12 protein-coding genes are annotated in these 12,280 nt (G+C 64.0%); 4 read left to right on the forward strand and 8 right to left on the reverse strand.

Annotated features, from left to right (window positions below; all coding sequences use genetic code 11):
• The coding region (locus P0D70_RS10775) for a methylmalonyl-CoA mutase family protein (RefSeq protein ID WP_408184457.1) at positions 1-2,918 on the forward strand (2,918 nt) is incomplete at its 5' end.
• 151 nt (positions 2,919-3,069) lie between these two features.
• Here the strand turns inward: P0D70_RS10775 and P0D70_RS10780 are convergent.
• A complete protein-coding gene (locus tag P0D70_RS10780) occupies positions 3,070-4,029 on the reverse strand; it encodes an NAD(P)H-dependent flavin oxidoreductase (protein WP_091796985.1) in 960 nt (319 codons plus the stop codon).
• 285 nt (positions 4,030-4,314) lie between these two features.
• Between P0D70_RS10780 and P0D70_RS10785 the strand changes: the two genes are divergently transcribed.
• Complete coding sequence (locus tag P0D70_RS10785) at positions 4,315-5,205, forward strand: alpha/beta fold hydrolase (RefSeq protein WP_408184459.1); 891 nt, start codon at positions 4,315-4,317, stop codon at positions 5,203-5,205.
• 52 nt (positions 5,206-5,257) lie between these two features.
• Here P0D70_RS10785 and P0D70_RS10790 read toward each other — a convergent pair whose 3' ends face one another.
• Positions 5,258-5,728: an Lrp/AsnC family transcriptional regulator gene (locus tag P0D70_RS10790; protein ID WP_408184460.1), complete on the reverse strand. Its 471-nt coding sequence runs from the start codon at positions 5,726-5,728 to the stop codon at positions 5,258-5,260.
• Between the two features lie 114 nt (positions 5,729-5,842).
• Here P0D70_RS10790 and P0D70_RS10795 point away from each other — a divergent pair, with 114 nt between their 5' ends.
• A complete protein-coding gene (locus P0D70_RS10795; RefSeq protein ID WP_091796981.1) occupies positions 5,843-6,742 on the forward strand; it encodes a DMT family transporter in 900 nt (299 codons plus the stop codon).
• A 334-nt stretch (positions 6,743-7,076) separates the two neighbouring features.
• On the opposite strand, the gene P0D70_RS10800 is transcribed toward P0D70_RS10795, so the two are convergent.
• From P0D70_RS10800 to P0D70_RS10825, 6 genes are all read right to left on the reverse strand, one after another.
• Positions 7,077-7,997 carry an MBL fold metallo-hydrolase gene (locus tag P0D70_RS10800; RefSeq protein WP_408184461.1) on the reverse strand — a complete coding sequence of 307 codons (921 nt, stop codon included), beginning with the start codon at positions 7,995-7,997 and terminating at the stop codon, positions 7,077-7,079.
• On the reverse strand, positions 7,994-8,467 hold the full coding sequence (locus tag P0D70_RS10805; protein ID WP_408184462.1) for a MaoC family dehydratase: 474 nt from the start codon (positions 8,465-8,467) through the stop codon (positions 7,994-7,996). Before P0D70_RS10805 ends, P0D70_RS10800 begins: the two co-directional genes overlap by 4 nt.
• Positions 8,464-8,688, reverse strand: coding sequence for a DUF1289 domain-containing protein (locus tag P0D70_RS10810; protein WP_408184463.1), 225 nt, complete (start codon positions 8,686-8,688; stop codon positions 8,464-8,466). Before P0D70_RS10810 ends, P0D70_RS10805 begins: the two co-directional genes overlap by 4 nt.
• A 4-nt stretch (positions 8,689-8,692) precedes the next feature.
• Positions 8,693-9,214 carry a YbaK/EbsC family protein gene (locus P0D70_RS10815; protein ID WP_091796974.1) on the reverse strand — a complete coding sequence of 174 codons (522 nt, stop codon included), beginning with the start codon at positions 9,212-9,214 and terminating at the stop codon, positions 8,693-8,695.
• 43 nt (positions 9,215-9,257) lie between these two features.
• Positions 9,258-10,184 carry a hydroxymethylglutaryl-CoA lyase gene (locus P0D70_RS10820; RefSeq protein ID WP_408184464.1) on the reverse strand — a complete coding sequence of 309 codons (927 nt, stop codon included), beginning with the start codon at positions 10,182-10,184 and terminating at the stop codon, positions 9,258-9,260.
• 77 nt (positions 10,185-10,261) lie between these two features.
• On the reverse strand, positions 10,262-11,203 hold the full coding sequence (locus P0D70_RS10825) for a 2-hydroxyacid dehydrogenase (protein ID WP_408184465.1): 942 nt from the start codon (positions 11,201-11,203) through the stop codon (positions 10,262-10,264).
• Positions 11,204-11,585: 382 nt separating this feature from the next.
• Here P0D70_RS10825 and P0D70_RS10830 point away from each other — a divergent pair, with 382 nt between their 5' ends.
• Positions 11,586-12,188 carry an RBBP9/YdeN family alpha/beta hydrolase gene (locus P0D70_RS10830; RefSeq protein ID WP_408184466.1) on the forward strand — a complete coding sequence of 201 codons (603 nt, stop codon included), beginning with the start codon at positions 11,586-11,588 and terminating at the stop codon, positions 12,186-12,188.
• The last annotated feature ends 92 nt before the right edge of the window (positions 12,189-12,280 follow it).

Genomic DNA, 12,280 nt, shown 5'->3' on the forward strand with positions numbered 1-12,280 from the left:
GCCGGCTCGCGCAACTCATCAGCGCATTCGAAACGGCCGCCATCGACGCCGCCTCGCGCGAAAAACTGTCCGCCGTGGCCAAAGCAACCGCGATTCCCGTCCTCGGCATTACCGGGACAGGCGGCGCCGGCAAGTCGTCGCTCACCGATGAACTGATCCGCCGCTTTCGCCTCGACTACGGCGACGCTCTCACCATCGCCGTGCTCGCCATCGACCCGTCGCGCCGCAAGTCCGGCGGCGCGCTGCTGGGCGACCGCATCCGCATGAACGCTATCGGCGACTGGGGTGGCGGCGCGCGCGTGTACATGCGATCGATGGCGACGCGCGAAGCGTCGAGCGAAATCTCCGCCGCATTGCCCGACGCGCTGATGCTGTGCAAGGCAGCGGGCTTCGATCTGATCGTCGTCGAAACGTCCGGCATCGGTCAGGGCGACGCGGCGATCGTGCCGTTCGTCGACGAATCGCTGTATGTGATGACGCCGGAGTTCGGCGCGGCCAGCCAGTTGGAGAAGATCGACATGCTCGATTTTGCCGGCTTCGTCGCGATCAACAAGTTCGATCGCAAAGGCGCACCGGACGCGTTGCGTGACGTCGCCAAGCAGGTGCAGCGCAATCGCGGCGATTTCACGAAGTCGCTCGAAGCGATGCCGGTGTTCGGCACGATCGCCTCGCGCTTTAACGATGACGGCGTGACCGCGCTGTACCTGCACGTCGCCGAAGCGCTGCGCAAGCACGGCTTGCGTGTGGGCGGCGGCCGTCTGGCAGCGCCCAAAGGCCTGCGGTTTTCGAGCGGCCGCAACGCCATCGTGCCGCCGACGCGTGTGCGTTATCTGGCGGATATTGCGCAGACGGTTCACGCTTATCGCGAGCGCGCCGACGCGCAAGCACGCGTGGCGCGCGAGCGCTGGCAACTTATCGAGGCGCGCCGGATGCTCGGGGAGGCGGGGGCGGCTGCACGTGGAGTTGCAGTTGCGGGCTCAGGTTCAGCCGCAAGTGCAACCAATGATCCAAGCACAAACGCCGTTTCAGGCACAAACGCGCCTGCGAACTCAACCTCAACCGCAAGCCCAGAAACGACCACACCCGCTGCCACCGGCAACCAGAATCTCTCCCAACTCGACACCCTCATCACCCAACGCACCGCGGCACTCGGCGAACGCGAGCGCATCCTCCTCGACACCTGGCCGCAAACCGTCGCCGCCTATTCGGGCACCGAACACATCGTCCGCATTCGCGACCGCGAAATCCGCACCGCGCTTACCGTCACGACGCTGTCCGGCTCGGAAGTGCGCAAAGTCTCGCTGCCGAAATTCGTCGACCACGGCGAGATTCTGCGCTGGCTGATGCTCGACAATCTGCCTGGTTACTTTCCCTTCACCGCCGGCGTGTTCCCGTTCCGCCGCGAAAACGAAGATCCGACGCGGATGTTCGCCGGCGAAGGCGATCCGCAACGCACCAATCGTCGCTTCAAACTGCTCTCGGAAGGCATGCCGGCCAAGCGTCTGTCCACCGCGTTCGATTCGGTCACGCTCTACGGAGAAGAGCCGCACGAGCGCCCCGACATCTACGGCAAGGTGGGCAATTCGGGCGTTTCGGTGGCGACGCTCGACGATATGAAGACGCTCTACGACGGCTTCGACCTGTGCGCGCCGGAAACCTCGGTTTCCATGACGATCAACGGCCCGGCGCCGACCATTCTCGCGATGTTCTTCAACGTCGCGATCGATCAGCAGATCGCGCGCATGACGCAACAGCAAGGCCGCCCGCTCACGGACGACGAACTCGCCGCGACGCGCCGCGCGGCGCTGGAAAACGTGCGCGGCACCGTGCAGGCCGACATCCTGAAGGAAGACCAAGGCCAGAACACCTGCATCTTCTCGACCGAATTCAGCCTGAAGGTGATGGGCGATATTCAGGCGTACTTCGTCGAACACGGCGTGCGCAATTTCTATTCGGTGTCGATCTCCGGCTATCACATCGCCGAAGCCGGCGCGAACCCGATTTCGCAACTCGCGTACACGCTCGCGAACGGCTTCACCTATGTCGAGGCCTATCTCGCCCGCGGCATGTCGATCGACGAATTCGCGCCGAATCTGTCGTTTTTCTTTTCGAATGGCATGGACCCGGAATACACGGTGCTGGGCCGCGTCGCGCGACGCATCTGGGCCGTTGCCATGCGCGAGCGCTACGGCGCGAACGAACGCAGCCAGAAGCTCAAGTATCACGTGCAGACGTCGGGCCGCAGCCTGCACGCGCAGGAGATCGACTTCAACGATATCCGCACCACGCTGCAAGCGCTCATCGCGATTTACGACAACTGCAACTCGCTGCACACGAATGCCTTCGACGAAGCGATCACCACGCCCACGGAAGAGTCGGTGCGCCGCGCGGTGGCGATCCAGTTGATCATCAACCGTGAATGGGGGCTCGCGAAGAATCAGAATCCGAATCAGGGCAGCTTCGTGATCGAGGAACTGACTGACCTGGTGGAAGAGGCGGTGCTGGCCGAATTCGACCGGTTGACCGAGCGCGGCGGCGTGCTGGGCGCGATGGAAACGGGCTATCAGCGTGGACGCATCCAGGACGAGTCGATGTTGTACGAGCATCGCAAGCATGACGGCTCGTATCCGATCGTCGGCGTGAATACGTTTTTGAGCGCGCATCCGCATGAGGCGCCGCAGCCGATCGCGCTAGCCCGCTCCACCGACGACGAAAAACAGAGCCAGTTGCACCGTCTGCATGCATTCCAGGCGCAGCATCGCGAAGCGGCGCCTGCCGCGCTCGAACGCCTCAAGCGCGCGGTGATCGACGATCAAAACGTGTTCGCGGTGCTGATGGACGTCGTGCGTGTCTGCTCGCTTGGGCAGATCACGCACGCGTTGTTTGAAGTGGGCGGGCAGTATCGCCGCAACATGTGAGTCTTGCTGCGCGGCGATCGCTGCGGCTCGGCCTGACGGTCGGGCCTGACGGTCGGGCCTGACGGTCGGGCCTGAGGCGCGGGCCTGACGCGCGGCCGCAGCGAAATCTCCTCAGATGCGGCGCCTCAGCCGAGGCGCTCCAATGGGACGCTCAGCGCGCAATTCCCAGTCGCGCCTTCGCGTCGTTATATTCCTTCGTCAGACGCTGCACCAGTTCGCTCACGCTCGGCACGTCGTCCATCAGGCCGACGCCCTGGCCCGCGCCCCAGATGTCTTTCCACGCCTTCGCCTTGTCGCTGCCGAAGTTCATCTTGGTCTTGTCCGATTCCGGCAGCGCGTCCGGGTCCAGCCCCGCGTTCACGATACTTTCGCGGATGTAGTTGCCGTGCACGCCGGTGAACAGGTTCGTATAGATGATGTCGGACGCCGTGGAATTGACGATCGCCTGCTTGTAGCTGTCCACCGCGTGAGCTTCCTTGGTCGCGATGAAGCGCGTGCCCATGTAGGCGAGGTCCGCGCCCATGGCCTGCGCGGCGAGAATCGAGCCGCCGTTGGCGATCGAGCCCGACAGCACGATCGGGCCGTCGAACATGCGCCGCACTTCGCCGACCAGCGCGAACGGCGAGGTCGTACCCGCATGGCCGCCCGCGCCGGAGGCCACCAGGATCAGTCCGTCGACGCCCGCTTCCAGCGCCTTCTGCGCATGCCGCAGATTGATCACATCGTGCAGCACGATGCCGCCGTAACTATGCACGGCGTCGACGATTTCCCGCGCCGGCGCACGCAGGCTCGTGATGAAGATCGGCACCTTGTGTTCGACGCACACGCGCACGTCGTGTTCGAGCCGCGTATTCGACTGATGGACGATCTGGTTGACCGCTATCGGCCCGATGATCGCATCGGGGTTGGCCGCCTTGTGCTCGGCGAGCTGCGTCTGGATCTGCGTGAGCCATTCGTCGAGCAACTCGGCCGGGCGGGCATTCAGCGCAGGGAACGAGCCGACGATCCCCGCCTTGCATTGGGCCAGGACGAGTTCGGGATAGCTGACGATGAACATCGGCGAGGCGACGACGGGCAGCGCAAGTTTTTGCAGAACGGCGGGCAATGCCATAGTGCGAGTCTCCTGATTTGAGCAGACCGGTGCGTCGTTGCGCGCCCGGCGATGAATGAGTTTAGCGGCACATGGCTTGCGGCGCTTTTATCAGCCGCAGCCACCCGAATATTTAAGAACGGTCGTTCGATTATAGGCGAAGCGCCGTGCTTGCGTCCGGTCGCTGCGTTTGGAACAGTTGGAAGGAGTGTTCAGGTTCTATGCTTGCGTGGGCTGTCCCACCTCGCGCGGTCATATTGGGCTTCTACAATGCAGTGACTCCAAATCACAAAAGAGAGAGACGCCATGGCCTTCGAGAATTTCACGCCTTTTCGCGTCGCCGTGGGCGATGTCGATATTTTCGGAGTGAAGGGCGGAGCGGGGCCGCCTCTTCTGCTGCTGCACGGTCATCCGCAGTCGCATCTGATCTGGCAAAAGTGCGCAGCGCAACTGGCCGAACATTTCACCGTCATCGCAACCGACCTGCGCGGCTACGGCGCATCGGGCAAGCCGCCGAGCGACGCCACGCACACGCCGTATTCCAAGCGCGCAATGGCCGCCGATCAGGTTGCCGTGATGCGTCATTTCGGCTTCGAACGTTTTCTCGTGTGCGCCCACGATCGCGGCGCGCGCGTTGCGCACCGCATGGCGCTCGACCACAGCGACGCCGTCGAGCGTCTGATGCTGCTCGATATCGCGCCGACGCTCGCGATGTACGAAGCCACCGACCGCGCCTTTGCGACGCACTATTTCCACTGGTTCTTCCTGATCCAGCCGGAGCCGCTGCCCGAGACGCTGATCGGCGCGAACGCGACGGCCTATGTCGACGCGGTGGTGGGCAGCCGTCACGCGGGTCTGGCGCCGTTCGAGCCCGCCGCGCTCGAAGCCTATCGGTCGGCGCTGGCCGAACCGGGCGCCGTGCACGCGATGTGCGAGGACTACCGCGCGTCGGCGAGCATCGACCTGGAGCACGACCGGGCCGATATCGAACGAGGTCACAAGATCGGCTGTCCGCTGCGCGTGCTATGGGGCGACAAGGGTGTGATCGAGAAGTGCTTTGACGCGCTGGCGGAATGGCGCGTTGTGGCGCGCGACGTGAGTGGCCGCGCGTTGCCTTGCGGGCATTACATCCCCGAGGAAGCGTCGAGCGAACTGGTCGCCGAGATGCTGTCTTTCTTCGAAGCGGTCGAACAGTAAGTCAGCCGCTTCGTTCTCTCCGGTCTGCCGCGCATGCGCACCCGCGCTTCGTCTAGCCGAGCGGCGGCAAGCGGCGCGCGACCGGCGTCGACTTGACGATGGCGGAACTGGTCTCCGCGCGCTCGGCGACTTTCGTCAGAATCTCGTCGAGCTGCTCGATCGAGTGGAGGTACAGGCGGCAGATGAAACAATCGTCACCCGTCACCTTGTCGCACTCGACGAACTCCGGAATCCGCCGGATCACTTCTTCCACGAGATGCAACTGACCGGGCAGCGGCTTCACGCGCACGATGGCCTGCAACGTGTAGCCGAGGGCGCGCGGATCGATGTGCACCGTAAAGCGCTCGATCACGCCTTGCGCTTCGAGCCTGCGCACGCGCTCCGCCGTACTCGGCGCCGACAGTCCGACCAGACGCGCCAGTTCGCTGACCGGCTGACGGGCGTCTTCCGCCAGCGCGGCGAGTAGTGCGCGGTCCGTCTGGTCGAGTGGGGCAGGTGCCGAAGGAGTAAGGCGTTTGGTCATGACGGCCTTCGATTATTAGGTTCCATCGCGGTAGTGCTTAAGTTTAGCCATGTATTCGGGCGATCGGATTAATTACACTGCTGGTCGTGCAGGAATCAATTCGAGGATTGAATCATGGCGTCAAACGAAATTCGCCGCGGAGCCGCGGAAATGACCATGGCCATGCTGATGTCCGGCACCATCGGCTGGCTCGTGGTGTCGTCGCAGCAAGGCCCGTTCAATGTCGTGTTTTTCCGCTGCATTTTCGGCGGCGCGACGCTGGCGCTCGTCTGTGCGGTGCTGGGTTTGTTCCGGCGCCAGCTCTTCTCGTGGAAGATGCTCGGCCTCGCCTTGCTCGGCGGGGCGGCGATCGTCATCAACTGGGTGCTGCTGTTCGCCGCGTATTCGCGCGCGTCGATCTCGATGGCCACGGCCGTCTATAACACGCAGCCGTTCATGCTGGTGGCGCTCGGCGCCCTGGTGTTTCGCGAGCGCATCAGCCCGTCGACCGTGGTCTGGCTGGTGGTTGCGTTTATCGGCCTCGTGTTCGTCGTGAGGGTCGAGCCGGCGGTGTTGGCGGTGCCGGGGCAATACCTGGTCGGCGTCGCGTATGCGGTGGGCGCGGCGGCCATGTATGCCGTGTCGTCGATCATCACGAAGCGGCTCAAAGGGACGCCGCCGCATCTGATCGCGTTGATCCAGGTGTCGCTCGGCGTGCTGATGCTCGCGCCGTTCGTGCGCTTCGACGCGCTGCCCACAAGCGGTGTGCAGTGGCTCGAACTGGTCGTGCTCGGCATCGTCAATACCGGGCTCATGTACGTGCTGCTGTATGGAGCGATCCAGAAGCTGCCGACTTCAATGACCGGCGCGCTCTCGTTTATCTATCCGGTGGTGGCGATCATTGTCGATCGGGTTGCGTTCGGGCAAACGCTGGCGTGGATTCAGGTGCTCGGCGCGCTGCTGATTCTGTTGGCTGCCGCGGGCGTCAATCTCGGCTGGCGGATCGTGCCGCACAAGCGCCTGTCGTCGACATGACAGATATTGTGTCGTTGCAGCGTGCGGTAATGCTATGGATTCCAGAGTAACTGGGCGCCGGGATTGTTCGTATGAGCGGACTAATGTTTCGAAAGCTGCACGACTACGGGGTTTTGTAGTGTGACGTGTATGCCGCTTTAAAAGCGCGCGTCAAACTTCTGTAGGGAAATCACTGATGCGGCCAAAAAACCGGCACGCGTATCATGCGACTTGACGCTGATCACGTCCGACAGAATTTCCGCCGCTCGCCAGTCATGGTTGAGCGGCTTTCTTTTTGTACCGACGGTTCGAGCATCTCGCGCTGCCTGTCGGCGGCGGCGCGCTCCACGTCACGTCACGACGCACGCGCGACAATGCGCTCACCATCCACTTCCAGCGGCCCATTTCTCGCCGCCAGTTCCTCCACGATCTCTTTCACCAGCGCGGGCCACTCGCCGCGCGGCTTGAGCATCGACGCGGCGGCGCGCATCACGGCGGCGTCGTCGAGCATGTGCAGCAACGTGTCGAAGCGCATTGCGCGGACTTCGAGCAGCTTGAACACGATCAGCACCTTCAACGCATTCTTTGCGTTGCGCGCGGGATCGGCACGCAGCCACGCCAACCGCGAGAAAGCGCGTTCAAGCGCCTGTTCGACATTCGTGAAGGGTGCGCCATGACCGGGAATGACGAGGCGCACGTCGAGCTTCGCAATGGCTTCCAGTACGGCCTGCTCCTCGGCGAATCCGCTCTCGCCCTCCAGTTCGGGAAAGATCACGCCGAAGCCGTTTTCCCACAGCGCATCCGCACTGATCAGGATGCGCTCGCCCGCGCAGTAGAGCATCAGCGAATGCGGATCGTGGCCGGGCGCGCCGAGCACGTCCCAGTCGAGCGCGCCGAGCCGCAACTGTGCGCCGGGTGCAATCGTTCCAGTGAAGCCGAAGCGCTCGCAGTTCTGGCCGGTGGCGCGAAACGTGAGGCGTGCCTCGTCCCAGTCGCGCACGGCATCGGCTTCCGAGGCGGGAATCACGGTGCGGCATGGCCACGTCGCTTGCAGGAGCGCATTGCCGCCGCAGTGGTCCGAGTGCAGATGCGTGTTGACGATCAGATCGAGCGGCCGTGTGCCTAGCGCCTGCCGCACCAGCGCGACCGTTTGCGGCGCGTGCGTCGCATAGCCGGTATCGATGAGCGCGGCGCATGCGTCGTCCACCAATAGCACGTTGTTCGACGATAGCCAGCCGCGTTCGAAGACGCGCATCGATTCCGGCAGCGTGATCATGTTGAGTGGGGCGTCGCGCTTGCGTGAGCGGCGGCTTCGGGTTTCGGCATGACGAGAATGGTCGACGAACCGATCAACATGAGCTCGCCGCGCTGATTTACGACCGTGCCTTCGAGGTGCGTCAGATCGCCGTTCAGGCTCGGTTTCCAGTAAGCGTGCTTTACCCGCCAGCTGATGGTGAGCGTGTCGTTCGCATGGACGGCTTTCTTCAGCTTGATGTCGAACTCGAGACCAAGCGGTTGCGCGTAGGCCGAGTAATGCGTCGCCAGCAGCGCCATGAAATGCGCGGTTGGTTGTGTACCGGACGCAATCAGGCCGCCGAAGCGGCTCTGCGCCGCATACGCTTCGTCGTGATGCAACGGATTATGGTCGTTGACGAGCGATGCAAACGATTTCACCGATTCCGCCGATAGCGCCAGCGTCGAACTGAACGTCTCGCCGATCGTGACGATGCGCGGCGCGGCGTTCATCGCTGCTCCTTCGGCAGGCTCGCCATGAACTCCACGTGGCGCGCCTCGATCGCGTCCCAGACCGCACGCTTCGCGTCGTCGTCGAACGACGACCAGCCGGCGATTTCGTCGATGGTGCGCAGGCATCCTTCGCACCAGCCGGTCGATGCATCCATCCTGCACACGCTGATGCAAGGCGACGGCACGGCGTGGTCGTCTTCGTTATCGAGGCCTGCTGTCATGTCGTCACGCCGTCTCGCGCAGCGCCACGTCGATCACCGGCGCGCCCGTCAGCGCGATCAGTTCCTGCGCCGTCAGATTGAACACCGCATGCGGATGGCCCGCCGCGGCCCACAGGCTGTCGAGTTCGAGCAGATCCGCGTCGATCAGCGTGACCGGTTCGGTGGCGTGGCCGATCGGACAGACGCCGCCAATCGCATAGCCGGTTTTTTCGCGGACGAACTTCGCATCCGCGCGGCCGATTTCGCCGACCTGCGCGGCGACCTTTTTTTCGTCGACGCGATTTGCGCCGCTCGCGACCACCAACACGGGCGCATCGTCTTCACGGCGGCGAAACAGGATCGATTTGGCTATCTGCGCGACCGAGCAGCCGAGTCCGGCGGCGGCTTCGGCGGATGTCTTGCCGGTCTCCGGCAGCATCACGATGCGGCCCGCGTGACCGCGTTCGCGCAACAGCAGCGCGACGCGGCGTGCCGAGTCGGGCAGCGCGGTGAGATCGTCGGATTCGAGAGAAGCGTGGTCCGTCATCGTTTCAGGTCCTGATGGTTTGCATGAGTATTGAGCGCAAGCGTCAGACGCAATTGGCCGCTTCGCTGCGCGCCTTGGCGAGCAGCGCTTTACCGGCGCGCGAAACGTTGGGCCGGCCGATCGACGTGGAGATGAAATCGCCGATCGACACGACTTGCGCGAGGTCGATGCCGGTTTCGATGCCGAGCCCATTCATCAGATACAGCACGTCTTCGGTCGCGACGTTACCGGTCGCGCCCTTTGCATACGGACAACCGCCGAGGCCCGCCACCGACGCGTGATAGATCTCGATGCCTTCCAGCAACGCCGCGTAGATGTTGGCGAGCGCCTGACCATAGGTGTCGTGAAAGTGGCCCGACAGACGCTCGCGCGGAAACACCCGGGTGACCGCTTCGAACACTTCACGCGTGCGCCTGGGCGTGCCGACGCCGATCGTGTCGGCGATATCGATTTCGTCGCAACCGAGCGCCGCGAAGCGCTCGACGACATCCACCACCGACGCCACCGGCACTTCGCCCTGATACGGACAACCCAGCGCGCACGACACGCTGCCGCGAATCCGCAGCCCGTGCTGCTTGGCCGCCTGCGCGACGGGCGCGAACCGGTCGATGCTTTCCGCGATGCTGCAGTTGATGTTTTTCTGCGAGAACGCTTCGCTGGCGGCGCCGAAAATCACGATCTCGTCCGCACGCGCGGCGAGCGCGCCTTCGAAGCCGCGCAAGTTGGGCGTCAGCACCGAGTAGATCGTGCCGGGGCGCCGTTCGATGCCGGCCATCACGTCCGCGCCGTCCGCCATTTGCGGCACCCATTTCGGCGACACGAACGAAGCGGCCTCAACGTTACGGAAGCCCGCCGCGGACAGACGGTTGATCAACTCGATCTTGGTCGCGGTGGGGACGAACTCTTTTTCGTTCTGCAGTCCGTCACGCGGGCCGACTTCGACGATTTTCACTTGCTGGGGCAGTGCCATGATGTGTCTCCTATGCGGTCCCATGCAACCGGTCGCCGCCAGATAGGGCGGCGCTCCTTTAACGGGACCCGATATGTTCAGTATCCACGTTCGATATTCACCACGCCGCTGACGGTAGCGCCGCCTACCAGCGCGGTGATCTTCCTCGCGACCTGAGCGACGCTTTCTTCGCGCAACGTCAAAGCCGACACATGCGGCGTGATCGTGATGCGCGGCTCCCGCCAGAACAGATGATCCGCCGGCAGCGGTTCTTCGCGGAACACGTCGAGCGTGGCGGCGGCGATCTGGCCGCTCGCGAGCGCGTCGAGCAGGTCCGGTTCGACCAGATGTCCGCCGCGCGCCACATTGATCAGATACGCGCCGCGCGCAAGCCTCGCGAAGGTGCGCGCGTTCAGCACGTCGCCGGTTTCAGGCGTATGCGGCAGTAGATTCACCAGCACTTTCACACCGTCGAGAAACGCGTCGAATTGCGTTTCGCCGGCAAACGTCGCGATGCCGTCGATCTGCCGCGGGCTGCGGCTGTAACCGCGCACCGGCATGCCGAATGCCGCCACCGCCTGTGCGACATGCGCGCCGAGCACGCCGAGTCCCAACACGCCGACGGTAAAACTTTCGCGCGGATGCGGCTCCAGCACTTCCCAGCGGCGCTCGTTTTGCCGCGTTTGATATTCGTCGAAGCGACGCAGATAGCGCAGCACCGCATGCGTGACGTACTCGGCCATTTGCAGCGCCATGCCGGTGTCTTCGAGGCGGATCAACTGCGCGTTGCGCGGCAACGTGCCGGGCTGTTCGTGTTCCAGCGCGAGGATCGCGTCGACGCCAGCGCCGAGATTGAAGATGGCGCGCAGATCGTCGCGGCCGGCCAGCATCTCGCGCGGCGGCCGCCACACCACCGCGAAATCGGCGGGCGCGGTATCGCCCGGCTGCCATTCACGCAGATCGGCCTCCGGCAGCGCGCGGGCGAAGTCGTGCAGCCACGCGGCGGCGTCGGCATGCGGCATGTAGAAGAGGATTTTCATACGGTCCGGAAGGCGCCTGCGAGGTCGAGTCGAGTAACGGAGAAGCCACGACATGGCCGATGCGGCAGATGCAATGCTGCGGACGACGCGTGCGGCATGAGGCCTCCTCCTTTTATGGATAGGCTTCATTCTACTTTTTCGACGCGGATTGCGCGCGTTTGCGCACGAGCGTGCGGTTTTGGTGGTGCGCTTTCCGTCGGGAGACCTCTATCTGGCGGTGCTTACGAGCGTTTGGCGCTCCATTTGCCAGCCCATTTGCCCGCGCGTTTGCTCGCGTGTTTGCTCGCGCATTTGCCCCATAACCAAAGCACAAAAACTTGGTTCGCCCACGCGGGCCCCGGCGAGACAATCACTATCCGGAATTCCGCAGCGAGGCACCCACATGCTTTCATGCACCAAATCGACATGGCCGCCGCGGCTCGTCACCGTTCCCGGCCTGCACGGCAGCGAGGGCGCGCACTGGCAGACATGGCTGGAGCGGCAGTTCGCGCGCTCGCTGCGCGTCGAGCAAGCCGACTGGGACGCGCCGGACCTCGCGCGGTGGTCCAAATCGTTGCGCGATCTGCTGGCGCGCGAGCGCGGGCCGTTCGTGCTGGCCGCGCATAGCTTCGGCTGCCTCGCGACCGCGCATGCGCTGCAGCAGGCGTCGTACGCGAACGACGTGATCGGCGTGCTGTTCGTCGCGCCCGCGAGTCCGCAGAAATTCACCTTCGCGGGACCGTTCGACGCGCGGCGTCTCGGCGTGCCATCCATTCTGATCGGCAGCGAAACCGATCCGTGGATGTCGCTCGCCGGATCACGCGATCTGGCGCAGCGTTTCGGCAGTGCGTTCGTCAATCTCGGTGACGCGGGACATATCAACACCGCGGCCGGATTTGGTCCGTGGCCGCGCGCGAAGTATTTCGTCGACACGCTGGTGCATTGCGCGGCGCCTTTGCGTTTTCGCGAGGAGTCGTTCGACGCCGCACAGCACGCGTTCGTTTGAGTGGCCGGGCCGGCGTTCGCGCATCGCCGGGCGCGCGGACGGCCCGCTGGCCAAGTAAGCGATCCGTTAGAATCCCGCTTCATGCCGCGCGT

It is taken from the genome of Paraburkholderia sp. RL17-381-BIF-C (assembly GCF_046026435.1).
Taxonomy (GTDB): domain Bacteria; phylum Pseudomonadota; class Gammaproteobacteria; order Burkholderiales; family Burkholderiaceae; genus Paraburkholderia.